Genomic DNA, 24,207 nt, shown 5'->3' on the forward strand with positions numbered 1-24,207 from the left:
GTCCACGACACATGGTTCGGCAACCTCCTCGGCACCTACGAAACCGAGGACGAAGACGCATGACCGAACTGACCATGCCACTCAGCTTCACCCGGCCACCCCTGTCGGCGAACGACCGGACCCACTGGCGACCAAGAGCCCGCATCATCCAACGGGTCAGGCACGAGGCTGCGACCCGGGCCCGCGCCATGCGGTGGGGACCGTACAAGCACATCACCGTCCACCTGCACTACCGGCCACGAGACCGGCGCATCCGCGACGCATCGAACATCATGCCAACCCAGAAAGCCCTGATAGACGGCCTCCGCGACGCCCACGTCATCCCCGACGATGACGGCCGGTACGTCACCGAAACCATCCCCACCATCCACCCCGTCGACGGAAAACCCGCCATGTGGCTCACCATCACCCCAGGAGACCCCAAGTGAAAACCACGTTCGCCAAGCACGATCTCGCCAGGGCACTAGAACTCACCAAACCCGCCATCCCATCGAAGCCCACCCAACCCATCCTCGCCGGCGTGCTCATCACCGTCGGCGACGACACCGCCACCTTCGATGCGTTCGACCACACCTCCCAGGTGCACACCACCATCCTCTGCGACACCCGCGAACCCGGGCAAGTCCTCCTCCCACACCGCACTCTCCACGATGTGGTGGCGAAGCTCCCCGACAAGCCCATCACCATCACCCACATGGGCAGTGCCGCACAGTTCACTTGCGGACCGCGGACCTTCGAACTGCCCCCGATGGCCCTCGACGATTACCCGCCCCTGCCAGACATGCCCCCCGAGGTTGGCACCGTCGACTGGTCTGATCTTGCCGCCGCCATCCGGGAAGTTGGTGCCGCAGCCGGCCGTGACGACACCCTGCCCATGCTCACCGGCATCAAGGTCGACGCCCGGGACGGTGCACTGACCCTCGCCGCCACCGACCGATTCCGACTCGCCCACACCACCCTCCCGTGGGAAGGTGACCACCTGGACATGCTCATCCCCGCCCGCGACATTCTCACCCTCGCCCGCACCACATGGCACGGTGATGTCACCATCCACCACGACCAGCGGCGACTGGGCTTCACCCTCGGAGACACCCAAACGATCCTCCGGCTCATTGATGCGGACTTCCCAAAGTGGCGGCCCCTGATCCCCAAAGGGTCCACCACCATCATCCGTATCGACCGTAAGACACTGGCAGACGCGGTGAAGTTCACCAGTGTCCTCGCAGGCGACACCGGGCAGGTGGTTCTCACGATCACCGGCGGGCAGGTCACCGTGGCCAGCAAAACCGCGCAGGACGGCGCGGGTGAAGAGATCATCCCCTGCGACACCGTCGGCGAGGATCTGACCATCGCGTTCACATCCCGCTACCTCACTGACGCGCTCGCCGGGGACGGGGACGCGGTGATCACGTTTACCCAGCCGGGCAGGCCCGCCATGATCTGGCCCGACCTGCCCTGCGAGGAAGGGCGGGTGCCGGACGCGGACCGCGGGCACCTCCTCATGCCAGTGCGCCTCCCCGGCTAAAACCCACACCCACCAATGTGTGCAACAGTAGTGCCGAGTGCTACTATTGCGCGCATGGGGAAACCGTTGTGTGAGGGCCAGTCAGGGTTCACCGACCCGGCAGCCGTCACCATCGGCAACATCTCCACCTGCAAGCAATGCCCCCTGCGGCGACAGTGCGCCAACGATGCGCTCACTGCGGGCGCCACCCTCGACCGGTCCCACGTGGGGCCTGCCGACGGGGTGCTCGCAGCAGGCATCCTCTGCTACGGCGACCAGCACACTGCCAGCCAACTGGCCCGCATTGCAGGCGTCCCCACACCCCTGGTGCAGGCACGCCAACCGCGTTTCAAACGCCCCGACAGGTGCCGGCACTGCCACCGGCCCATGACCGTGCGGAAGGAAGGCCAGCCCACCCGCGGCGACCACCCAGTTCACACGGCACACGGCTACTGCCGCGACTGCTACAAGCGCTTGCGCAAACACGGTCACCTTGAAACACGAGCCCACACAACCCGCGACCTATTGGAAAGGACAGCATGACCACCATCCCCATCACCCTCGACCCGGGCGGGATCCAACCCCACCGTGCCACCCCCGGTTCTGGGGCATTCGACCTGCACGCCCTCGCCGGTGGCACTCTCGCCCCCGGGCACCGCACCCTCGTCCAGACCGGTGTGCACCTCGCCCTCCCCGCCGGCCATGACGGGTGGGTCCTGTCCCGCTCCGGCATCGCCCGCAAACACGGCGTGTTCGTCCTCAACGCCCCCGGCCTGGTGGACAGTGACTACCGGGGTGACGTGGGCGTCCTCCTCAACAACACGGACCCCGAGCAGTGGTTCCACTGGGAGGCCGGTGACCGTATCGCACAGCTGTACCTGCCGACCCTCCCGGACGCCGAACTACAGGTCGCCGAAGAGCTCGACACCACCACCCGCGGCGACAACGGGTTCGGATCCACCGGTGTTCGGGCGGTGGCCTGAATGATCACCGTGTACACGAAACCCCACTGCCCCCAGTGCACGGCCACAAAACGCCACCTCGACAAGGCAGGCGTCGAATACGTGGTCGCGGACCTCACCGCAGACAACGGCCGCCACCTCGACTACGTGAAGGCCCTGGGCCACCAGGCGGCCCCCGTCGTCACCATCGACGACGGCGAAACCCTCACCGACCACTGGGACGGCTACCGCCCCGACCGCATCGACCAGATCCAGGCTGCAGCATGACCGCACAAATCCGCCCAATCAACTGGAACAGCATCGAGGACGACAAAGACCTCGAAGTGTGGAACCGACTCACATCGAACTTCTGGCTCCCAGAAAAAATCCCCCTGTCAAACGACCTCCCCTCATGGCGCACACTCAACGAGGTGGAACAGACCACCACCATGCGCGTCTTCGCCGGCCTCACCAACCTCGACACCATCCAGTCCGCCATCGGCGCCCCTGTGCTCGCCGCCGACGCTGTGACTCCGCATGAGGAGGCAGTGTTCGCCAACATCCACTTCATGGAGAGCGTGCATGCGAAGTCGTACTCCAACATTTTCATGACGCTTGCGACCACGCCACAGATCGACGAGGCGATGCGGTGGGTGTGGGAAAACCCGAACATGGGGCACAAGCGGGACCGGGTGATCCGCTTCTACGAGGGTGACGACCCGTTACGCCGCAAAGCCGCCAGCGTGATCCTCGAGTCGTTCCTGTTCTACTCCGGGTTCTACCTGCCCCTGTACTGGGCGTCGCACTCGAAGCTGACGAATACGGCTGACATCATCCGGCTGATCATCCGGGATGAGTCTGTGCACGGCTACTACATCGGCTACAAGTGCCAGGTCGGTGTGGCGAACCTGACTGTGGGTGAGCGGCAGGCACTCAAAGATGACGTGTTCGAACTCCTCATGGACCTGTACGACAACGAGTGCTCTTACTCGGAGACCCTGTACGACGAGTTGGGGTGGACCGAGGACGTGAAACGGTTCCTGCGCTACAACGCGAACAAGGCGCTGAACAACCTCGGCTACGAGGGACTGTTCCCGCAGGATGAGTGCCAGGTGTCGCCGGCGATCCTGTCGTCACTGGACCCTGGTGCTGGGGAGACGCACGATTTCTTCTCCGGTTCCGGGTCCGCCTACACGATCGGCACCGCGGAGGAAACCACCGATGACGATTGGGGGTTCTGACGTGGACGCGATCAACCCAAGCCACTACCAGGATCACCCGGTGTTCTCTGGTGAGTGCTGGGAGGTGATGCAGTTCTGCGACGCTGCGACCGGCAATGCGCTGAAGTATTTGTGGAGGGCAGGCCGTAAGGATGACACCGCCCAGGACCTCCGCAAAGCCCTGTGGTACATCCGCCAGCTTCCCGCCCCGTGCACTCCGATCATCCCCCAGGCGGTGGTGGACCGGCTCGCCGCCGAAGCCACCCCGTTCCTCGAGGATCACGAGTCGGACGTTCTGTGGTTGACCGTGGCGGCGATCATGCACCTCGTGCGACGCCAGCACCAGGACGCTGCAGACCTGATCAACCTCGCCATCAGGAAGGCGTCATGACACCCGAGGATCTGGCCCGCTGCAAAGCACAACACCCCGCATTCTGGTGGGCTCGACGGCGTGAACTGGACGGGGATGACACGGTCACTGAACCCGTCTACCGGGAGGAACCCCGTGAATCCGCCTAACTGTCCCACACCGCACAAGCGCGGGCACCCCAACCAGTGGCAGGCGGAGAACGCGCTGGTGAAAGCGTGGCGGCGGGGGAGGGGAGCGCACCTCCCATGCCGCGTGTACCAGTGCCGCTGTGGCCTGTGGCACCTCACAAGCAAACCCTACGATCCCAGGAGATCAGCATGAACATTGTTGAGCCGAACGTCACCATCCTCGCCCACACCGCCATCGCCCCCCTGAGCGAATGGGATGCCACCCTCGACTTCCATGGCATGGAGGTGCAGCCGACCGCGACCGATACGGAAACGCTGATGGAGTTCGCGGGCCGCCAGTGCTACAAGTCGTTCCACCGACCCAACCCGGAGACGGCCACCACCCAGTCCTACCTTGAGCGGACCCTGTTCGACCAGGGGCACTGGTCCATTGCCGAACACGCCAGCGTCACCCTGCACATCACCGGCGTGTCCCGTGCTTTCCTTACCGAGCTCACCCGCCACCGGCACCTGTCCTTCTCCGTTCAGTCGCAGAGGTTCGTGGACGAGTCTGATTGCAACGTGGTGATGCCGCCGGCGATCCGCGACAACCTACTGCATCAGGATGATATTGCCGCGTGGAAGACCTCACTGGAGCACGCGATTATCCAGTACCAGGACACTGCGGAGATTCTGGAGGATGACGCCTCACTGCCCCGCAAGCAGGCTCGTGAGGCCGCACGCTCAGTGCTCCCCAACGCTGTGGAAACCCGCATGGTCGTGTCCGGGAACCTCCGGGCGTGGAAGAACGTCATCGCACTGCGCACCGCCCCGGGTGTGGACGCGGAGATGGTCGAGGTCATGACCCTCGTCCGCGACCAGCTCGCCACCATCGCACCCACCATCTTCAAGGAGCAGGCATGACCGACAAGTTCGAGGAACGTCTCGCCACCGCACTCACTCACACGCTGGGCCTGAACCCTGAACAGGTCGCCGCCACTCTCATCGCCCAGGGCATCGTCGCCGACCCGGTGCAGCATCAGGAGGATCTGGTGGCGATCATGGACAAGCAGGTGCGGGACAGTGAGGGGTGGTCGGACGAGTTCGTCACCGTCGAGAACCCTGCGGACGAGCGCGACGACTTCATCGCCGCCATCACCGACCAGTCGCCCGAGTGGGAGGAAGATCGCCCCACGTGGCACCGCCGGGTCACCGCATGGCGGGAGGTGCACCGTGCCTGAAGTCCTCGACAAGTCGGGCCGTGGCCCGTGGGTGTGGCAAGTCCGCAACCGCTGGCTGGTCACCACCCGAAACCTCCGGCCCCGCAACGCCGGCATGAGTGAGACCCGCCGGTGCGGCATCTGCGGCGACTACCCAACCCGGGCGGCCGCCATCCGCGGTGCCATCGCCCGACGCAACGGCATCAACGAATGGCACGCCCGGGCAATGACAGCATGATGTGGTACCATTGCTAACGCGGGGGCAAGGTCTCCCGTCGGATAGGGCAGTGGTCTCACGAACATGCGCGTCTTGCGGCCCCTGTAAATGGGCGTAGCTCAACTGGCTAGAGCAGCGGTCTCCAAAACCGCCGGTTCCAGGTTCGAATCCTGGCGTCTATGCTGGGACACCGGCGACCCCAGGGTCACGGTCTGAATAGCCCCAAGGCTATGAATCCCTTGATCGTCTAGGACGAAACTATGATCCATAGTGTGACAGTTGCACTATCCAGCGTGTAATGTCGTACCCGACGAGCCCTCCTAGCCCGTCGCCTCCATAGGACGAGGCGCCGCACCGACCGGCAAGTAGATGCGACGCCTCTGAGACCGCTAGAACGGCATCCAGTCGCAGAGATTGTGAAAAACCTCCACAATCAAGCTAGATGCCGCTCCCGCCAGGGTCCGCACTATGAACTCACTCTTCATGGTGCGGACCTTCTCTTTTGACGGAGAAGTTCCTGCCATTGCTGCCTCACCTCCTCTCCACAATGGAGGTGGACCCTCAAGGGACGGATGAATCCCAATCGGCCCCCACTGGCGGTGGAGACCAACTAGGACACCGCTTCGAGAAGGCGAGCTCAGGGTTTCCCCGTCTGCTCTGGACTGATCGTAGCACGCCGAGACGCAGACCAGCGAGGGTGAACAACAGGGATGGAATTAGCCTCTGCGCTGGGGGAATGCCAATACGGGGGCGCCGTCATTGTGGATAAGCCATAGCCTTCCTGTGGATAAAACTGCGGATAAGCCACCTGCTGCGAATGAACATGTGGACAACTCTGATCCCTGACAACTAAAACGCCCATCTACGCTACCCCCATGTCCACACGAACCACTGCCCGGATGATGGGCAATGACCTGTCCGCAGCCCCCTGCTACTGCTGTAACGAGCGGCGCCGGGACCGCGGTTCGCAGAAACGCCAGGAACGCACCGAGTGGCGGCGTGACGCTCACCGTGGCGAGGTGGACGGTGGTGACCCATGGCCGACCGACGACGTGCACGGCCTGAAGGAACTGGGTGGCTTGTGCGCCGACTGGCCTGACCCGGTGTTCGTCAATCTCCGCTGGGACTATGACCAGGAGGATGTGCCGTTCTGGTGGTATCAGGCGATTATCCCGCCCGAGTACCGGCTGCCGCACCTAACAACCACGTGACCGTGTGACACTCCGCGGCATGACTCAGGTGAAGATCACGCAGCTCAACTTCTACCCCGGCAACGCGAGACGGGGTGACATTGACCTCGTCGCCGACAGTCTCAAGCTCAACGGGCAGTACAAGCCGATCGTCGTCAACAAGGGCACGCACGCCCTCGACCTGGCGAACACGATCCTCGCCGGCAACCACACGTGCATGGCCGCGCAGCGCATCGGGTGGAAAACCATTGATGTGCACTGGGTGGACGTGGACGCTGACACCGCCCGCCGGATAGTCCTCGTAGACAACGCGTCGAACGACAAGGCCACCTATGATCTGCCCGAGCTCACCGAACTACTCGGTGACGGGCCGCTCGCCGGCACCGGCTTCACCCAGGACGAGTTGGACGCCATGCTCGAAGCCATGGACCACCAGTCGGATGACCTCGACGATGGGGGAGTAGGGGAGGACTTCACCACGGAGGACTTCGAACTCACCGTGCAGTGCGAGTCTGCGGGTCAGCGGGACATGCTCCGCGCCCGGCTTGTCTCGGAGGGCTTCACCGTGGACTGAGCAGGGACCGTCCTGGTTTCGCGTGTATCTCCGCGTCGCAGGTCTGGCAGATCCAGTAGCGGTGGCCGCGGGCCAGGTTGCTGCCCGTCCACCCTACGAGGAACGTGCCTGCCTTGTCCCAGGGGTGCCCGTTGGGGCATTCCGTTGGTCGTCGCTCCGCCACACCGCTTGTCGAACGCATGAGCGATACTCTACCTGTTTCGCCACCACCCCCGACAACCCGCCTGTTGTGTCACAGTGACGGCAGTCAACCACCACAACCCCCAGGCGGGGCACGACCCAGGAGGTCACCATGGCGAAACTCAAAAAAGACCTGTCCGACGCCGAACGCTGGCGACGATCCGAAAAAGTCTGGGCCATGCGCCTCGCCGGCCTCACCTACCGCCAGATCGGCACGAAGCTCAACATCTCCGAGGACACCGTCAAACGCGACATCGACCGCATCAAGATCGACTACCCCACCCAGAACGTCCGCGACCTCATCGCTGAGCAGAACGCGAAGCTCGTCGAGATGATGAAACCCCAGTTCTTCAAGGCGATCAACGGGGACCGCCGCGCCGTCGACACCATGGTCAAACTGATGGACCACCAGGCCAAACTCTTCGGCCTCTACGACCACGAGGACGACAACGGTCAGGCCGACGTGATGGCAGCGTTCCGCGCCATGGGTGAAGCAATCCGGGGGAAGGCCGCCTAACCGTGGCCCTGTCCGACAAGCAGATCCGGGCGTATGCGGAGTCCACGGCCCGCGTGAACGTGTGGGACGGTGCCGTGCGCTCCGGCAAAACGTTCGCCTGGATCCTCCTCATGCTCGAGGAGATCGCCAACTACCAGGGGCACGCCGCCATGGTCATCGTGGGGAAGAACCTCGGATCCATCTTCCGCAACGTGTTCGAACCGATCGACACGGTGCCGGAGTTCGCACCGGCCCGGGCGCACGTCCAGTACAGGCAGGGCGCGTCGACCGCCATCATCTTCGGCAAGCGCGTGCATGTCATCGGCGCGAACGACGCCGGGTCGGAGTCCCGGATCCGCGGCATGACCGTCGGCCGCGCATGGTGCGACGAGCTCACCGTGCTACATCAGGCATTCTTCAAACAGTTGTTGGCCCGCATGTCGGAGAAGGGGGCGAAAGTCTTCGCCACCACCAACCCCGACAGTCCGTCCCACTGGTTGAAGAAGGACTACCTGGACCGGCTGGACCAGATCCCGTGGTCGTACCACCACTTCACAATGGACGACAACCCGAGCCTCGAGGACGAGTACAAGGACGCGCTGAAAGCCGAGTACACGGGCCTGTGGTACCGCCGGTTCATCCTCGGCCAGTGGGTCAGTGCGGAGGGTGCGATCTACGACATGTGGGACGACGAGAAGATGGTCATCGACCCGGAGGACATGCCCGACATGCAGCGCACGCTCGCGTTGGGTATCGACTACGGCACCACCCACCCCACGATCGGCACGCTGCTGCAGCTCGGGGTGGACAACAAGCTATACATCTCCGATGAGTGGCACCCCAAACGATCGACTGACGCGGCACTGTCCGCCGACCTCACCCGGTGGCTCACCCAGCACCCTGACCCCGAGTGGATCTACGTCGACCCCGCCGCCGCCAGCTTCCGCCTCCAACTGTTCGAGGACGGTCACCGGCGCATGAAAGCCGCCGACAACAAAGTCATCGACGGCATCCGCACCGTCGCCAGCCTCCTCGACAACCACCAGCTCTTCATATCGTCCACCTGTACGAAGCTCATCGAGGAACTGCCGGGATACCGGTGGGACGACAAGGCGTCCGAGAAGGGCATTGAGAAGCCCATCAAGGAGCAGGACGATGCGGCAGACAGCGCAAGGTACAGCGTCTTCTCGTCCCGGTGGGCGTGGTCGCCGATCATCAACCGTTAGGAGCCCCTGTGGCACTTCCGAAGGACAACACCCCGTGGCCGCTGCCGGAGTGGTCGCCTCTGTATGACATGGTGGCGGATGCTGCCGTGTGGTGGGAGGGGGACACTGCCGGCCTGGAATCGCACTACGCGGGGCAGGGGCGAACGTATCGCCCGTCCCAGTTTGACGGTGGGATTGTGGGGGCCGCGTCCCGCATGTTCTGGGGCAAGCCGGCTACGTCGGGCCAGCCGCGGAAGAAGCTGCATTTGCCGTTGGCGGCGGATGTGGCGGGCATGTCGGCGAACATCCTGTTTGAGACCCCGGCGCAGGCGCACCTGGCGCAGTCGGGGGGGGGGGGGGGGCCGTCGCTTATACACATCTGACGCTGCCGGCGAAGGGGGGGGTGGAGGTGGCCGTGGGCGCCGGGGAGGTATAAGAAAAAAGAGTGACACCGCGCAGTATGGGCCGGTCGGCGCGGAGGAGAACGTCAAGGCGAGACAGGTGGAGTGAGAGCGTCACTGAACGCGAAGCANGTGGGGGGCAAGCCGGTGCGGGCGGGGAATGATGCCGCGGCCGAGCGGTTGGATGCCCTGTTCAACACGGACGCGATGGCATCATCCCTCCTTGTCGCCGCCGAATCGTGTGCCGCCTTGGGTGGCGTGTACGGGCGGGTGATGTGGGATCAGACGCTGCAGCCGGATCCGTGGATCGACTGGGTGGACGCCGATTCCGCGATCCCCGAATGGTCGTACGGCAGGCTCAGCGCGGTCACGTTCGTGGAGGAACTTCCCCGCATCGACAAGAAGACTGTTCACCGCCTCCTATCCCGGCACACTCCGGGGCGGATTGAGTACACGCTGATGGCGGGCCGTGACGACAACCTGGGGGACACGGTGCCCTTTGATGAGCACCCGTCGACCGCTGGGCTTGCCACTGTGGTGGACAAGGACGGGGGCGTGTCCACTGGTATCCAGCGCATGGCCGCCGTGTACATCCCCAACGTGCAACCGATCCCCGCATTCCGCAGGTCCGGGCAGTTACGCAACATGGGCCGACCTGATCTCCCCGCCGACGCCTACGGACTGTTGGACATGCTCGACGAAGTGTGGACCGACCTGAAGCGCGAGCTCCGCACCGCGAAGGCGCGGGTGATCGTGCCTGAGATGATGCTCGACTTCAAGGGCGCCGGTCGGGGCATGGAGTTCGACCCGGAGCGGGAGATCTACAGTGCGGTGGCTGACACCCCGCCGGATATGGGCGGCACGGGCCCAATGGTTGTACAGCCGCAGATCCGGGTGGAACAGTACCTCCGCGCTTGTGACGCCATCGTGCGTGAAGTCCTGCGCCGCGCCTCCTACAGCCCTGGCACGTTCGGCCTGAATGACAACACCAGCGGCGCGGTCACCGCCCGCGAGATCGAAGCCAACAGCCGCGCCACCCTGCAAACCTTCAAGGCGAAAGCACGGCATTGGAAGGCGGGCCTCGCACACCTCGCGGCAGCCATGGTCGAACTCGACGCCATTCTCAACCACACCGGCGCCGTCCTCGACGACCTGCCGGAGATCGACATCGCACCCCCCGTGCAGGAAACCCTGCTGGACAAGGCGCAGACCCTGCAGGCCCTCGAGTCCGCCCGCGCTATATCCACCGACGAGAAGGTGCGGATGATCCGCCCCGATTGGGACGAGCAGCGCATCGACCGTGAGGTTGCCACCATCCACCGTGAGCAGGGTGTGATGGTGGATGACGCGTTCGCTGGGGTGGAGGATGAACCGCCCACAGGGTTCACAACGGGTGAGGTGGTGGGCTGACCGTGGCCGTGAACCCGAAGGATGTGGAGGGACTGGAGGACGAGACCGTCACCCTATGGTCCCAGGCGGAGGACGCGCTGATCGGCGCATTGTCCGCCGCCGCACTGGCCGTGTCGGTACGGGCCCGGTCGCCGGAGCATGCCCGGCAGGTCGCGGCGGAAGAACTGGTGCGGACCATCAGGCCACAGTCGGTTGCGGTGGCCCGCGTCCTGCAGCAGAACACGCCAGCGTTGGTGGAGGCTGCTGTGTCTGAGGCGGCGGGGATCGGTGCGGCTGCTGCGCACGTGGAAGTGGCCGCGCTGCCGGCAGGTGCGACTGCTACGCCCACAGCTTCTACGGTGGCCCCCGCACCTGAAATGGTGCTGCCCGAAACCCGACCACAGGCCCCCGGCAGTGCAGCAGCACGCGGTGCAGCGAGCAAAGCCGCAGAGGCCACAACCACCGGCCTCGGCAAAGCCGCCCGCAGCATCCCCCGCAACACGCAAACCGTGTGGGGGAAGATCATCGACGACGCGGTGAACAAGACCGTCACCGGCGACCTCACCATCCAGCAGGCACTGCAGCAGGCCATGGATGATGCGGCGAAAGAAGGCCTCGGCTTCTACCGGGATTCCGCCGGCCGCAAGTGGGGGCTGGACACCTACAGTGAGATGGCGATCCGCACCGGCACGAACAATGCGCTGATCGACGCGCACACCGCCGAACTAGTGGAGGTGGGCCTGGACCTGGTGATCGTGTCCTCACACCACAATCCGGCACCACAGTGCGCCCCTTACGAGAGGAAGATCCTGTCCCTGACAGGGGAGCATGGCCCGGGCACGCACCGTATCGACGGGCACACTGTCACCGTCAAGGACACCCTGAACGGGGCCAGGGCACACGGACTGCATCATCCGAATTGTCGTCATTCGGTGACCGCGTTCCTGCCGGGGTTCACGGACACCACCCCGCCGGCAGCGGACCCGGGGCATGAGGGCTACAAGGCGACGCAGAAGCAGCGTCGGCTTGAGCGAGAGATCCGCAAGAGTCGCCGGATGGAGCAGGCCGCGATCGACGGAGACGGCAGGAAGAAGGCTGAGGCACGCCGCCGCCAGTATGAATCCAAGCTGCGCGAGCACATCCGGGAGTATGACCTGCCGCGCCGCCGGCACCGGGAGAAACTACGCCAGCCAGGGAATCCGATGCCCGCGGCATAGGTCAGGCCCCAGCATCCTGTGCCGGGGCCTGTTGCCTGTTTGTCGGAGTCTCACCGACTTTCTGGTGAGTCTACACGGTGAGTGTGCGCATGTGGTTGGCGACGAGTTGCCAGAACTGGTGGTCGATTCCTTCGGTGCGGTTGGCAGTCCGCTGGAGGTCGTCGGCGTAGTCGGCGACCATTTCGCGCAGGAAGTCGGTGTCTTGGGATTTTGTGTGGGTGTTCAGGGTTCCTCCGTGGTCCGGGTTCGGGTAGTGGGGTGTCCTGGTGGCCGGTGTTGACGGTACATGCCGCCGTGTCAGCGTCTCGCCACTATCGAACACGCGTTCGAACGTAGGATAGTGGCAAACCTTCACCACCACAACAACACCCGGGGGCCACCCCACCCCCGAGCACTATCTAACCATCGCCGGATTCATTGACGCCCCGTCTGGATCCGTGGACATGGATCAAATCTCCGATGAGGATCTGCTAGAAGAGGTTCGCCGCCGTGACCGACAGGCCCCAACCGCCACCTAACGGATGACGTACAAGGACGCGCCGAAAGCATTGGCCAATTCGGACGCCGCATCATCATTGTCAGCGTTGTAGATGTCGATGCCGAAGTTCTTGCCGACCACGACATAAAGTCGGTCACCTGGGTCAGCGGTATCCAGCCGACGCTGCATCACACCACTGGCATCCCCCTTGGTGTTGAAGTACCAGGCAGTGCCGAGTCCTTCCACCTCCGTACTCCCACTGCTGGGGTCCGACATGTAAGGGTCGTCAGTCGTGTCATTGTCCGCACTGTGCGAGATGCCAACTCGATCGAGGACTCCGATCATCGCGGAAAATGAGGTGACCTCACCGGGATTGGAGCGGTTAATGAGCGCGGTGGCGGATGGGGCAGCACCATCCAACGTCGTAGCCGGGACGCTTGTGGACGTCGTCTCCGGCGCCCCAGCACCATCCCCACCTCCGCAGCTTGCGAGTGTGAGTGCGGTGAGTGTCGCCGCACCGTACAGTACGAATCTCTTGAGTGTCATGGGGAAAGCATAGCCGCCTGAATCTCAACAACCGCCCTGTCGTGTCACGCTACCCCCGTCCCCACCAGAAGGTGGGGTGACCAGCAACGATGAGACAGGGAAACCAGTGTCAGACACCACTGCACCGTCCGCCGCCGAGACCACGGGTACAGCAGAAACCGCGCAGGCGGCCACTGAGGCCACCACGGTCACCGCAACGCCCGCCGACCTCGCAGCACACGCCGCCCAGGAGACGGCACCGGACACCGGCCAGGAGCCGCAGACCACCGACACCACCGACCAGCTCCCCGACTGGGCACGCGAAAAACTCGCCAAAGCCAACGCCGAGGCAGCCAAGTACCGCACCCGCGCCAAGGACACCGAGCAGGCCAAGGCCGCCGAGTTCGAAGCGTTCAAGCAGGAGCTTGGCAAGAAACTTGGACTGATCGAAGACGATCAGCCCGCACCCGACGATCTCATCGCCGCAGCAGAGAAGCGCGCCAACGAGGCAGCCCAGCAGCTCGCCGACTACCAGCGTCGGGATGCGATCCGCACCGCCGCCGCCGGCAAAGTCGCTGACACTGGCCTGCTCGACGCGCTCCTCAACCAGGATGCGGAGTTCACCGCCCTGGACCCCAATGCCGACGACTACCCGGCCCAGGTGGCCGCCGCCATCAACCGGCACCTAGAAGAACACCCCGCCCTCCGTGCCCAGGCGGCACCCCAGGCCTCCGGGGTCGACACCTCCACCACCAACACCGGCTCGGACCGCAAACTGACCCGCGACGACCTCCAGCGCATGTACGCCGAAGGCCGCTACGACGAGATCAACGCCGCGTTCGAAGCCAACAAGTTCAACCTCTAAGAAACGGAGACCAACACCATGGCCGTACCGCAGACCCAGCCCGGCGTCGCAACCTTCATCCCCGAACAGTGGGTCGCCGCTCTCATGGCACCCTACGAGAAGTCCCTCGTCTTCGCCCAGCCGGGGATCATCAACCGCGACTACGAGGGCATCATCAACCAGAAGGGCGACACCCTCCACGTCGGCTCCATCGGCTCCCCGTCCGTCAAGAAGTACGACGCGACGAAGGACATGGAGACCGAGGACCTCACCCTCACCGACACTGAGTTCAAGATCGACCAGGGCGACTACTTCAACTTCCGCGTGGAGGATGTGTCCGCCCTGCAGGCCGCCGGCGCGATCAAGGACCCCGCCATCCAGAAGGCCGCCGAGGCCATGGCGGAGTCCACCGACACCTATGTCTCCAAGCTCATGACCGCTGGGGCGAAGCACAAGCTCGGTTCCTCAGAGGTCGCTAAGCGCGGCGACGACGCCTACGACCTCATCGTCGAGCTGCGCAAGGCGCTGAACTCCGACCACACGCCGAAGGCCGGCCGATTCCTCATCGTCGGCCCGGAGCTGGAAGCCGCTCTCCTGCGCGACGAGCGGTTCACCCGCGTGGACGCCGCGGGAACGGAGCAGACCCTCCGCAACGGCATCATCGGCCGCATCCTCGGCTTCGATGTTCTTCAGTCCGAGAACGCGCCGACCATCGCCACCCGCGAGTACGTCATCGCCGGTCACTCCTCCGCGACGACGTTCGCTCAGCAGGTCAACAAGATCGAGACGGCCCGCGAGGAAAAGCGGTTCGCCGACCTGGTGAAGGGCCTGAACATCTACGGCGGCAAGGTTTTCCGTCCGGAGGGTCTGGCCACTGCGGAGGTCACGATCAAGGACGGTTCCGGGAGCGCTGAGGGAAACGGCTAGGCGGGGCCCTGCCCCTCACCTTGGGGTAGACCCACCCCGCACATCCACTGACTGAAAGGAGGTCGCCGTGGCTTTCACTGCACGCGACGACTGGAAGGACGGGGACAAGTACCCCGCTGCACGAATGATCGAGCTTGAGGCCGCTGTTGCTGCCCCGGTGGCGTATGAAGATGTCACCGGCAAGCCGACGATCCCCGCCGCACCGACCGCCGACACCCTGTCTGGTGCTACCGCTGTCGGCAAGTCCGTGATCAAGGCCGCTGACGCTGCTGCGGCACGGACCGCGATCGGGGCTGGCACGTCGAACCTTAAGATCGGCACCGGTGCCGGTGATGCTCTCGCGGGTAACACCACCATTCCCGCCGCGACTGCCGCGGGTACCCGCGCACAGCTCGACGCGGGTACCGACACCACCGTCCGCGCCTTCTCCGCGAAGGACGTGAAGGAGTTCGTCGACGCCCGCATCGCTGCCCTCGCCGAGCCGAAGGCCGGCTAGTCATGCTGGTCTACGCGAACCGGGACGCCCTGGAGGCGTGGACCGGAGAACCCGCCCCGGACAACTGGGAGCAGTTGATCCGCAGAGCGTCGACGATGGTGGGGGTTGCCACCAGGGGCGCCCTGTACGAGGTCACCCCAGCCGGTGGTCCTGCCGACCCCGATGTGGCTGACGCACTGCGGGACGCGGTGTGCGCGCAGGTGAACGCGTGGATCATCGCCGGCGTGGATCCTCTCGGGGAGTCCCTGTCGGCGAAGGTCACCGCCTCCACCATCGACGGGGCTTCGGTCACCCTTGATGTGGCGACGGAGGCCGCGGACCGCCAGCGCATCGCCGGCACCCTGTGCTCCGACGCGTGGGACATTCTGCAGCTGGCGGGCCTGATTGGGGGTCACCCGTGGGTAATGCCGTGAGTGACCAACTGGCCGCCCTATGGTTCCGGCACCCCTGCACCCTCATCTCGGGTGCGGGGGATTCCCCCTATGGGCCCACTTCCGGAGTGAGGATCCCCGTCAAGGGTTTCATCCGCCAGTCCACCCGCCGTGTGCTCGGTGTGTCTGGGGATGAGCTGGTGACGGACACGACCCTGCGCCTGCCGATCGTCATACTGCATGACGGTGAGCCGGTGACAGTGCAGGTCGGTGACCGTGTGGAACTCCCCGAGCCATTCGCCGGCGTGTGGGAGGTCATCGAGGTTGCCGTGAACCACGGTGCCGAGCAGGCCACGCCCGACCACCAGAAGCTGACACTCAAGGCGGTGCCATGAGCCTCACATGGAACGGGGACGCTATCGCGGCGGCGGTGAAGCAGGCAGAGCAGCGGGGCGTGCGCCTTGCAGCGGAGCACCTGCGCACCACAGCCGTGCAGCAAACCCCACTGGAAACGGGGGCACTGCGCAATTCGGCTCAGGTCACTGTCGAAGGAACCAGAGCCGCAGTGAGTTTCAACACGAAGTACGCGGTCAAACAGCACGAGGAATTGGGGTACAGCCACAAGGACGGGCGGGCCAAGTACTTGGAGTCAGCGACTGTGTCGGAGAAGGACACCATGGCGCAGATCATCGGCCAGCAGATCAAGGGGGCACTGTGAACCCATACAGCGAACTGGTCACCGATCTCGCAGCACACCTCGCCGCCAGTGGTGTGGGGGAGTGGTCCGAGACAGGCGCCTACCCCAAGGGCACGATCATGCCGATCTATGTGGGCATCATCCACGACAAGGCGGACACGGGCATCGGCCTGCAGGTGTACTCCGACGATCGGTCCCGCGATGACGCGTCACCGGACATTCGCGTACAGGTGCGTGTCCGCGGAGACCAGAACCCCCTCCCCACCGGCATCGGCCCCACCACAGCCGACCGGATCTTCACCCTCCTGCACGACAAACAGCACCTCACCCTCAACAACCACACCATCGTCCTACTCTCGCGCCGTCACCTCCGGGCCCCGGAGGAACGTGACGACACCGGCCGCTGGACGCGGGCGGACTCATACACCTTCACCACCAACCCAGGAGGCAGCTAATGGCAACCATCGCCAAGGCACCCAGTTCCAACGACCTGCAGTCCACCCTCGCCAGGGACTGGGCATTCCAGGTCAATACCACCCCCGAAGCTGAAACCCCCACGTGGGTTTACGTTCGCGGCCTGTCCAAGTTCGCCCCCGCAATCACCCCGGGCATGCAGGATGATTCCGACATCGACTCCGAGGGTTACACCTCCCAGATCGCCACCACCCTCACCGCCACATTCGAGGGCTCCGGCAAGCGCAAGGGAAAGAACGCGGCCGCAGGGTTCGCCCAGGACCCCGGCCAGGCTTTCCTGCGCTCCGTGGGCCAGCAGATGGGCTTCAAGAACGTCGTGCAGGCCCGCTGCTGGCGCACCGATGGCGTGGACGAGGGATACGACGGTTCTTTCTCCGTCGAGTGGACTGATGAGGCCGGCGAGAACGACGCCCTCGACAGTTTCACGTTCAAGCTGCAGTCCCGTGGCAAGCCGGAGCGCATCAAGCCGGTCGAGTCGGATAAGGCCCCGTCCGTCCCGTGGACCGACGAGGACGCGGACGCCGAGGGAAACGGCTAGGGGGTCCGCTCCCGCTCACCCTCGGGTGACCGGACCCCATACCACGGGCCCGTGCGATCTTGGCAGGTCTGGCACGGGCCCCACCAACACGACCTGCCCACAAACCTGAGGAGACCTGCCATGCGAGACCTACGCGAATTCCACGACCCGAACCTCCACCTCCCCATCTGCGGCGAGGACGTGATCATCCCCACCCCCACCGCCGACGAAGGCCTGAGAATCAAGCGGCACATGTACTCCGGCGACAGCACCCCCCAGGACGAGATGCGGATGATCGCCACCATCCTCAAAGCCAACTACGACCCGGAGTCGGACACCATGTCCGGCGGACTATGGGACCAACTCAACGACATGGGCCTGTCCTTGCAGGAGATCATCCACGTCGGCAACACAGCGCTGGCCCACTTCGGAGTGTCCGCCGAGTTCGGAGAATTCTGGTGGGAGAACCGCCTGGGAAAAGAAAACGAGCCGCTGATCCCGGAAGCGGCAGCGGCGACCACGACGACGGGGAAGACACCGGAAGCGCCTACGCCGGCATCAATGCCGAAGAAGCGGTAGATGCCTGCGAGGGTAATCCGTTTCTCCTCGACGGGCCTTATGGCCCCTACGACCCGCGGCCCGGTGCATATGGGGATGACGATCCAGGCGGCGGCCCCTACAACGAGGAAACCGGGCTCAGGGATTGGTACGGGCCCGTCGACGGCGACGACCCGGAACCGGAACCCGAAGTAACCCGCATCGGCTGGGACACCATCCTCAACAACTGGGTTTCCGTGGAAACTGACCTGCATGAACGATTCGGCATCGACGTGGAGAGTGGCATCCTCCACCAGCGCACATGGCGGTGGATGAAACTCCGCATCAACGACCTCATCGACCAACCGTCCCGCCTCCGCAAAGCACTGGGACTCACCACACAAACCACCAGGAGCTAACCCATGGCCCTCGACCTCGGCACCCTCTTCGCCACCCTCGACATCAAAGACGACGGCTTCACACAGAAGCTGTCCAAGGCGAAGACAGAACTGCAGGAGCTCAGCCGAACCGCCGAGAAGGCCGGCAAAGCCCGGGTCGACATCACCCCAAAGGGTGCAGCCGAGGTCCAGAAGGCGAAGTCGTCCGCATCGGAGCTTGGCAGGGAGCTCGAGAATGCGGGTAAGGCGAAGCCGAACATTGCACCGACGGGGACGGGTAGTGTCACTGCCGCCGCGGGTGAGGCCAGGACTCTTGCCAGGGAGCTGGACAGTGCGCGGCAGGCGGCCAAGCAGGTCGTGTTCCCCCAGAACCTCAGCAATGAGGTGGGCGCGGTGGGTAAGGCCACGGGGTCGTTGGTGGATTCCCTTGGCTCCGTTTCGTCGAAGGCAATCAAGTGGGGGGCGATGACCGCTGGCGCGTCCGCCGCCGCTGCTGCCGTGGGTGGTGTCGGTACCGCACTCACCGCCGGATTCTCCCGCCTGAACAGCATCGACCAGGCGGAGGCGAAGCTCACCGGCCTGGGTCATAGTGCGGAAGCCATCACCGGCATCATGGATTCCGCCATGGCGTCGGTGAAGGGGACCGCGTTCGGTTTCGGCGAGGCGGCGGGCCTGGCTGGCCAGATGGTCGCGTCCGGTATCGAACCGGGCGAACGCCTCACCGAGGTGCTCACCACCGTGGCGGATACTGCCACTATCGGCGGCCGCTCACTCGAAGACATGGGCCTCATCTTCGGATCCGTCGCGGCGAAGGGGAAGCTGCAGGGCGATGACCTAATGCAGCTCATGGCCGGCGGTATCCCGGTCCTGCAAATGCTGTCTGACGAGCTCGGTAAGACGACCGAGGAAGTCTCGGACATGGCGTCCGCCGGCGAGATTGATTTCGCAACGTTCGAGTCCGCGATGCGGAACCATCTGGGTGGTGCGGCGCAGGCCGCAGGCGACACATTCTCGGGCGCGATGGACAACGCGAAGGCCGCCGCCGGCCGCCTCGGCGCGGCATTCCTCGAGCCGATGTTCAAGCAGGCGCCGGGGATCATTGGGGGCATCACTGACAAGCTCGATGAGATGGGGCCAGCTGCCGCGGAGTTCGGCGAGAAGGCCGGCGCGGCGATGTCTGATTTCGCCCAGGGTGCGATTCCTCAGGTAAAGGCGGCACTGGATACCCTCAAAGGCAGTGCTGAGACAGTGTGGCCGGTGGTGCAGAAGATCGGCGACGTGGCCATGGGCATCCCGTGGCAGGCGTACGCGGGTGTCATCGCCATGGCAGTGTCGAAGCACCAGGGATTGACCGGCGCACTCTCGTCCGGGTCGGGGAAGTTCAAGGCGTTCACCACCGAGGTGGCGGCGAATCGTGCGGCGATGCAGCAACAGGGCAGTCAGATTGGTGTGGTCAGCGCGGCGATCCAAACCCTGGGCACGAAGTCCTCCACCATCGGCAAGATGTCGCAGGCGTTCCAGTCCGCTTCCACACCCCTGCGGATCATGGGCATGGATGCGAGGGAGGCTGCGAAGCAGACCACGGGACTGGGCAAGGCTGCGAAGACGGTGCAGGGTGGCCTGTCGAGCTTCGGCGGTGTCCTGTCCGGCACCGTGGCGGGTGGTTTCTCCCTCGCCAAGTCCGGGGCTAAGGGGCTGATGACCGCACTGGGCGGCCCGTGGGGACTCGCCATCGGCGGGGCCACCGCAGTCATCGGACAATTGATCGCCAAACACCAGGAAGCCAAAGCCGCCGAAGAACAGCACAAGGCCATGCAGGATTCCCTGCGGGAATCCCTCGACCAGACCACCGGTGCAATCACTGCGCAGACAGAAGAACTGGCAATGAAATCCCTGCAGGACTCTGGCATCACTGATATTGCCAGGGACTTCGGTGTTGCACAGGACACTCTGAAAGAGGCTGCCACAGGCAGTGCGGAAGCAATAGCTTCGGTCAACAGTGCCATTGATTCCCAGATTTCATCATCGTTCAAGGGGAGTGAGTTCTGGCAAAAGTACAGTACGGATCTTGAAAAAGCTGGGATCTCTATGCAGGATCTGGTCAATCATGCGATGAACCCCGCATCGCAGGCGGCGGGGGAACTGGACAAGAAACTGAATGACATGGCAGAGGGGGATGATAAATTCCAGCACATTCGTAGGGATCTTGACCGGGCGCAGGATGGGTTCAAGGAGACAACGGAGGAAGCTCGGAAGTTCCGCGATGAACTCGGCGGCATCAGTGATGACACTACGACCGCGCAGATCGATCAGATGAAGGACTCGCTTGATCGTTTCGCAGACGGGTCGAATAAGGCCGGCGAGGCGATAAAACTCCTCAACGGTGAGAAAATGCACTTGTCGGATCCGGAGCACCTTGTCGTGGAAATGGACCCGGAGAAGGCGGCGCAGGTCAAGTCAGAGTTGGAGGACATTGGTCTCAAAGCTGAGTATTCTTCGGAGACTCGCCAATTGACGATCGAGTTTCCGAATAGTGGCGCTTTGGCTGCCGCATTGCAGGACCTGCAAGGCCAGATCGTCTCACTTCCGGATGGGACGATCGACGTGAACGCGATGACCGATGAGGCACAGCAGGAACTGGTTAATCTTGGCCTTGCCGCTGAGATTGATGGTGAAGTGCGGATGAAGGATAATATTCAGTCGCAGATTCAGCGGTTGGTTGAGTTGGGCGCGTTGGCGATTGTGGATGGTCAGCTCACCTTGGGTGACAACATTGAGGTCGTCAATGGGAAACTGGTGGCGGTTGATGGCACGAAAATTGGTGCAAACCTCCACGTCAGCGACAATGTTCCACAGGTTAAGAGCGATGTCGATTCCCTGAACGGCAGGAACACGTCATCAACGCACACGGTCTGGACGACCGTGATTGGCGGCGAGTGGGCTGGCGCGTATGGACCTGGTGGAAGCATGGTTGACTCGGGCGGAACGGCTGTGGGTCAGAAATACGCCACTGGTGGTCGTCTACCTAGGAATGCTGCGGGCGATCGGATCCCCCGCAATGCCACCGGGGATAAGAACCCCGGCTACCGTCTCCCCACCACCGGACCCGGCACTGGGGTGGTGGACGGGATTCTCGGCGTCAACGGGGACGGACTGCCCATGTCATGGGTGGACGCGGGGGAGTGGATCATCAACCGGAGGTCATCGGACCGGTGGGACGGGACGTTGGCTGCCATCAACCAGGGCAACCCGTCGGCCGTGGTCGCAGCCATGCTCGCGGACCTGGAACATCATGCGAACGGTGGGAAGACTGGTTCCCAGCGGGTGAAGGAGCAGCTCGGCCCGTACAACAACGGCCAGTATGTGATGGGTGGGTTCAGCCCTGAGGCCACGGACTGCTCCGGTGCCGTATCCATGGGTGTGAACTCCTACCTGGGCAGGGACCCGTTCGAGTCCCGCATGTCAACTGTGACAGAGGGCCAGTGGCTAGCCGAACGCGGATTCAAGGAAGGCCGTGGTGACGGTAACGACCTCGTTGTCGGATGGTACGACTACGGTGGCGGGGCGAACGGACACACCGCCATGCAGCTTCCCGACGGAACCTACATCGAGTCCGGCGGGAACACTGGGCAGGGTTTGACCATCGGCGGAGCGGCAGGCCCATTGGATGGCCGCGGGTTCACGAACTTCATGTACCTGCCCGCCGATGAGGCGAAGGAGCGGGAGGAAGGTGGTCTCACCGGTGACCTGGGCGCGTCGTCGGACACGGGCACCGGCGAATACCAGTCCGAAGCATCCTCCGCCTCCGGGTACAGTGCCTACACCTCCAGTGCCACATCCGCGGCCACGCCCACTATGCCGGAAACCACGGTCAACGGTGGCAACGGCACACTGATCAAAGACGGATCCGCGCTGGAGTTCGCCGCCGCCGCATTCTCCACCACCACCGGCACCCCCATGCCCGACAACGTGGTGTCCTGGGGGCAGGTCATGGGCACCACCACCACCCGCGACCAAGAAGAAACCGAGGCCGCGATCAAACAGAATGAGCGGGAGAAGCGGGCCAACGACCGCAACATTGCCGCCACGGAACGCGAACTGGAAGCTGCCCGCCAAGACGCCGCAGACAAGCAAGCCATCTACGACGCGGCCGCTGCCGGCAAAGGTGAGGCACAGGCACAGAAAGACCTGGACGAGGCCCGACAGAAGCAAGCCGACGCGCAACGGGCACTTGATGAGGCGGAAGCCGACGACAAGGAGTCTAAGCAGAAGGACCTGGACTCGGCGACCGAGGATGTGCGGAAGAAGGAGAAAGCCCTCCGCGCTGTCGCCGACGGCAAAGAGGCGGCCGCTGCTAAACGGGATCTCGACGACGCGAACGCCAAAATCGCTGACCTGGAAGACCAACTGGAGGTGCAGCGCGAAAACTCGCAGGCCTACGAGGATGCGAACAATGAACTCCGCCGGTCGAACCTGTCACCCACTTCGCACCGTTTGGAGGGCACGGGCCCGTTCGGCATGGTCACTGACGCCGATCGGGCTGCCACCCAGGATCAGATCACCCAGAATGAGCGGGAACTGGAGGCCAATGAGCGGAACATTCAGGCCACACAGCGTGAACTGGATGCGGCGAATCAGGATGTGTCTGACAAGGAAGCCGACGTCAAAAATGCTGGAACGGTTGAGGAACGCAAGGAGGCGGAGCGGAACCTTGCGGAGGCGAAGGACAAGGTCGGTGAGCTGACCAGCAAACTGGAGGGGCAGCGGGCCACGTCAGAGCAACTCCGCCAGTCCAACCAGAACCTTGCCAACAGTGTGGACCGACTGTCCCTAGCAATGGTCGCATCCTCGGTGATTGATGGCGTGTCATCCCTGGCGGGTGGGGCAATGAACCTGATCCCCATGGCCGATGGTGGGGTTCTCGGGGCTGCCCGGTCCGCGCAGATCAACGACAGTTCCGCGGTCCTGTGGGCGGAGGCGGGCCCGGAAGCATACATCCCCCTGTCGTCGAACAAGCGGGCCCGGTCCGTGGACATTTGGGCGGAGACGGGCAAGCGACTGGGCATTGATGCGATCAGTGCCGTCCAACTCCTCGGGTCTGGCATCCCCGGCCTAATGGAGGGTCGCACGGACGGGTTCAGCACGGGCGGGTCCATCAGCCTGGACGCGATGGGGCTGAACACTGATGCGGCCGCGTACATGATCGGCAATGCGATCGCCTCGCCGGTCACCGCTGCCCGCACCGCCGTCGGCGGGCAGAACGTCACGGGTGCCGTGTTCAACGGGCCGGTCACCATCTCCGACCCGCGGGCATGGGCTCAGGGGCAGGCCAACAATGCGGGCAAAATGCTTGACACTGCGATGAAAGGCGTGATGCTCAGATGAGCGTGGACCTTGAGTTTTTCATGATCGGAGCGGACCACAGGACACGGTTCGCGTTCGGCGCCCCCGGGTCACCGGTGCGACTCGCATCCATCCCCACCGGATTGCAGGGTGCAAGTTTTGACCATGATTGGCAGCAGATCGTGGGCATGGATGGTGCCTTGCACCGGGGAACCACGGATTTGACGGGCACGATTGGCATGCAGGTGTGGGTGGTGGACCCGCGGTCGTCGTCGTGGGCTCGCACACAGCACGCCCGGTGGCGGGAAGCCTTGGGGAGGGGCAGGGACACGTGCCGACTGTTCGTTGTCAGCAGGGAGTCCGGGTACT

28 protein-coding genes and 1 tRNA gene are annotated in these 24,207 nt (G+C 64.0%); 26 read left to right on the forward strand and 3 right to left on the reverse strand.

The genetic code is table 11. From position 1 onward, the window contains the following. Positions 1-59 precede the first annotated feature (59 nt). From E0E18_RS12895 to E0E18_RS12950, 12 genes are all read left to right on the forward strand, one after another. The gene (locus E0E18_RS12895) at positions 60-428 is read left to right on the forward strand and encodes a RusA family crossover junction endodeoxyribonuclease (RefSeq protein ID WP_130841652.1); all 369 of its coding nucleotides are present in this window, start codon (positions 60-62) and stop codon (positions 426-428) included. Further along, positions 425-1,525, forward strand: a complete 1,101-nt coding sequence (gene dnaN, locus E0E18_RS12900; protein WP_161972310.1) for a DNA polymerase III subunit beta — start codon at positions 425-427, stop codon at positions 1,523-1,525. Before E0E18_RS12895 ends, dnaN begins: the two co-directional genes overlap by 4 nt. A gap of 518 nt (positions 1,526-2,043) precedes the next feature. Beyond that, positions 2,044-2,487: a dUTP diphosphatase gene (gene dut, locus E0E18_RS12905; protein ID WP_130841656.1), complete on the forward strand. Its 444-nt coding sequence runs from the start codon at positions 2,044-2,046 to the stop codon at positions 2,485-2,487. After that, a complete protein-coding gene (locus E0E18_RS12910; protein ID WP_130841658.1) occupies positions 2,488-2,733 on the forward strand; it encodes a glutaredoxin domain-containing protein in 246 nt (81 codons plus the stop codon). Next, a complete protein-coding gene (gene nrdF / locus E0E18_RS12915) occupies positions 2,730-3,686 on the forward strand; it encodes a class 1b ribonucleoside-diphosphate reductase subunit beta (protein ID WP_130841660.1) in 957 nt (318 codons plus the stop codon). The genes E0E18_RS12910 and nrdF overlap by 4 nt, the downstream gene beginning before the upstream one ends. Beyond that, positions 3,667-4,056, forward strand: coding sequence for a DUF3310 domain-containing protein (locus E0E18_RS12920; protein WP_237559832.1), 390 nt, complete (start codon positions 3,667-3,669; stop codon positions 4,054-4,056). The genes nrdF and E0E18_RS12920 overlap by 20 nt, the downstream gene beginning before the upstream one ends. 296 nt (positions 4,057-4,352) lie before the next feature. Then, positions 4,353-5,066, forward strand: a complete 714-nt coding sequence (gene thyX / locus E0E18_RS12925) for an FAD-dependent thymidylate synthase (RefSeq protein WP_130841662.1) — start codon at positions 4,353-4,355, stop codon at positions 5,064-5,066. Continuing rightward, positions 5,063-5,383, forward strand: a complete 321-nt coding sequence (locus E0E18_RS12930) for a hypothetical protein (protein WP_130841664.1) — start codon at positions 5,063-5,065, stop codon at positions 5,381-5,383. The genes thyX and E0E18_RS12930 overlap by 4 nt, the downstream gene beginning before the upstream one ends. Then, positions 5,376-5,600: a hypothetical protein gene (locus E0E18_RS12935; RefSeq protein ID WP_130841666.1), complete on the forward strand. Its 225-nt coding sequence runs from the start codon at positions 5,376-5,378 to the stop codon at positions 5,598-5,600. Before E0E18_RS12930 ends, E0E18_RS12935 begins: the two co-directional genes overlap by 8 nt. Before the next feature lie 87 nt (positions 5,601-5,687). Further along, positions 5,688-5,761, forward strand: a tRNA-Trp gene (locus E0E18_RS12940). A gap of 693 nt (positions 5,762-6,454) precedes the next feature. Then, positions 6,455-6,790 (forward strand): hypothetical protein, encoded by a 336-nt coding sequence (locus tag E0E18_RS12945; RefSeq protein WP_130841668.1) that lies wholly within the window; start codon positions 6,455-6,457, stop codon positions 6,788-6,790. Positions 6,791-6,809: 19 nt separating this feature from the next. Beyond that, on the forward strand, positions 6,810-7,343 hold the full coding sequence (locus E0E18_RS12950) for a ParB N-terminal domain-containing protein (RefSeq protein WP_130841670.1): 534 nt from the start codon (positions 6,810-6,812) through the stop codon (positions 7,341-7,343). Here the strand turns inward: E0E18_RS12950 and E0E18_RS12955 are convergent. Next, positions 7,330-7,524, reverse strand: a complete 195-nt coding sequence (locus E0E18_RS12955; protein ID WP_130841672.1) for a hypothetical protein — start codon at positions 7,522-7,524, stop codon at positions 7,330-7,332. The genes E0E18_RS12950 and E0E18_RS12955 overlap by 14 nt on opposite strands. Positions 7,525-7,635: 111 nt before the next feature. On the opposite strand from E0E18_RS12955, the gene E0E18_RS12960 reads away from it, so the two are divergent. The 4 genes from E0E18_RS12960 to E0E18_RS12985 all read left to right on the forward strand — a co-directional run bounded on the left by E0E18_RS12960 (position 7,636) and on the right by E0E18_RS12985 (position 12,231). Then, entirely contained in the window at positions 7,636-8,040 is a 405-nt protein-coding gene (locus E0E18_RS12960; protein ID WP_130841674.1) for a helix-turn-helix domain-containing protein, read from the forward strand. A 2-nt stretch (positions 8,041-8,042) separates the two neighbouring features. Further along, positions 8,043-9,245 carry a PBSX family phage terminase large subunit gene (locus tag E0E18_RS12965; RefSeq protein ID WP_130841676.1) on the forward strand — a complete coding sequence of 401 codons (1,203 nt, stop codon included), beginning with the start codon at positions 8,043-8,045 and terminating at the stop codon, positions 9,243-9,245. A gap of 527 nt (positions 9,246-9,772) precedes the next feature. After that, entirely contained in the window at positions 9,773-11,035 is a 1,263-nt protein-coding gene (locus E0E18_RS12980; protein WP_474077628.1) for a phage portal protein, read from the forward strand. A gap of 2 nt (positions 11,036-11,037) precedes the next feature. After that, entirely contained in the window at positions 11,038-12,231 is a 1,194-nt protein-coding gene (locus tag E0E18_RS12985; RefSeq protein WP_130841678.1) for a phage minor capsid protein, read from the forward strand. Between the two features lie 70 nt (positions 12,232-12,301). Here the strand turns inward: E0E18_RS12985 and E0E18_RS12990 are convergent, their stop codons facing one another. Both E0E18_RS12990 and E0E18_RS12995 read right to left on the reverse strand, forming a co-directional pair. Continuing rightward, positions 12,302-12,553 (reverse strand): hypothetical protein, encoded by a 252-nt coding sequence (locus E0E18_RS12990; protein WP_130841680.1) that lies wholly within the window; start codon positions 12,551-12,553, stop codon positions 12,302-12,304. Positions 12,554-12,745: 192 nt separating this feature from the next. Then, positions 12,746-13,255 carry a hypothetical protein gene (locus E0E18_RS12995; RefSeq protein WP_130841682.1) on the reverse strand — a complete coding sequence of 170 codons (510 nt, stop codon included), beginning with the start codon at positions 13,253-13,255 and terminating at the stop codon, positions 12,746-12,748. Between the two features lie 106 nt (positions 13,256-13,361). Between E0E18_RS12995 and E0E18_RS13000 the strand changes: the two genes are divergently transcribed. From E0E18_RS13000 to E0E18_RS13045, 10 genes are all read left to right on the forward strand, one after another. Further along, positions 13,362-14,099: a hypothetical protein gene (locus E0E18_RS13000; protein WP_202616775.1), complete on the forward strand. Its 738-nt coding sequence runs from the start codon at positions 13,362-13,364 to the stop codon at positions 14,097-14,099. Between the two features lie 18 nt (positions 14,100-14,117). Beyond that, the gene (locus E0E18_RS13005) at positions 14,118-15,005 is read left to right on the forward strand and encodes a major capsid protein (RefSeq protein ID WP_130841684.1); all 888 of its coding nucleotides are present in this window, start codon (positions 14,118-14,120) and stop codon (positions 15,003-15,005) included. A 67-nt stretch (positions 15,006-15,072) separates the two neighbouring features. Next, the gene (locus tag E0E18_RS14055) at positions 15,073-15,501 is read left to right on the forward strand and encodes a hypothetical protein (RefSeq protein ID WP_130841686.1); all 429 of its coding nucleotides are present in this window, start codon (positions 15,073-15,075) and stop codon (positions 15,499-15,501) included. A gap of 2 nt (positions 15,502-15,503) precedes the next feature. Next, the gene (locus tag E0E18_RS13015; RefSeq protein ID WP_130841689.1) at positions 15,504-15,914 is read left to right on the forward strand and encodes a head-tail connector protein; all 411 of its coding nucleotides are present in this window, start codon (positions 15,504-15,506) and stop codon (positions 15,912-15,914) included. Beyond that, a complete protein-coding gene (locus E0E18_RS13020; protein ID WP_130841691.1) occupies positions 15,911-16,267 on the forward strand; it encodes a cupin domain-containing protein in 357 nt (118 codons plus the stop codon). Before E0E18_RS13015 ends, E0E18_RS13020 begins: the two co-directional genes overlap by 4 nt. Then, on the forward strand, positions 16,264-16,590 hold the full coding sequence (locus tag E0E18_RS13025; RefSeq protein ID WP_237559834.1) for a hypothetical protein: 327 nt from the start codon (positions 16,264-16,266) through the stop codon (positions 16,588-16,590). Before E0E18_RS13020 ends, E0E18_RS13025 begins: the two co-directional genes overlap by 4 nt. Then, positions 16,587-17,024, forward strand: coding sequence for a phage tail terminator protein (locus E0E18_RS13030; RefSeq protein WP_130841693.1), 438 nt, complete (start codon positions 16,587-16,589; stop codon positions 17,022-17,024). Before E0E18_RS13025 ends, E0E18_RS13030 begins: the two co-directional genes overlap by 4 nt. Then, entirely contained in the window at positions 17,024-17,581 is a 558-nt protein-coding gene (locus E0E18_RS13035; RefSeq protein WP_130841695.1) for a phage tail tube protein, read from the forward strand. Before E0E18_RS13030 ends, E0E18_RS13035 begins: the two co-directional genes overlap by 1 nt. Before the next feature lie 120 nt (positions 17,582-17,701). Continuing rightward, the gene (locus E0E18_RS13040; protein ID WP_130841697.1) at positions 17,702-18,139 is read left to right on the forward strand and encodes a DUF7426 family protein; all 438 of its coding nucleotides are present in this window, start codon (positions 17,702-17,704) and stop codon (positions 18,137-18,139) included. A 380-nt stretch (positions 18,140-18,519) separates the two neighbouring features. Then, the gene (locus tag E0E18_RS13045) at positions 18,520-23,880 is read left to right on the forward strand and encodes a tape measure protein (RefSeq protein ID WP_130841699.1); all 5,361 of its coding nucleotides are present in this window, start codon (positions 18,520-18,522) and stop codon (positions 23,878-23,880) included. The last annotated feature ends 327 nt before the right edge of the window (positions 23,881-24,207 follow it).

The organism is Corynebacterium neomassiliense (genome assembly GCF_900626215.1).
In the GTDB taxonomy this organism is placed as follows: Bacteria; Actinomycetota; Actinomycetes; order Mycobacteriales; family Mycobacteriaceae; genus Corynebacterium; species Corynebacterium neomassiliense.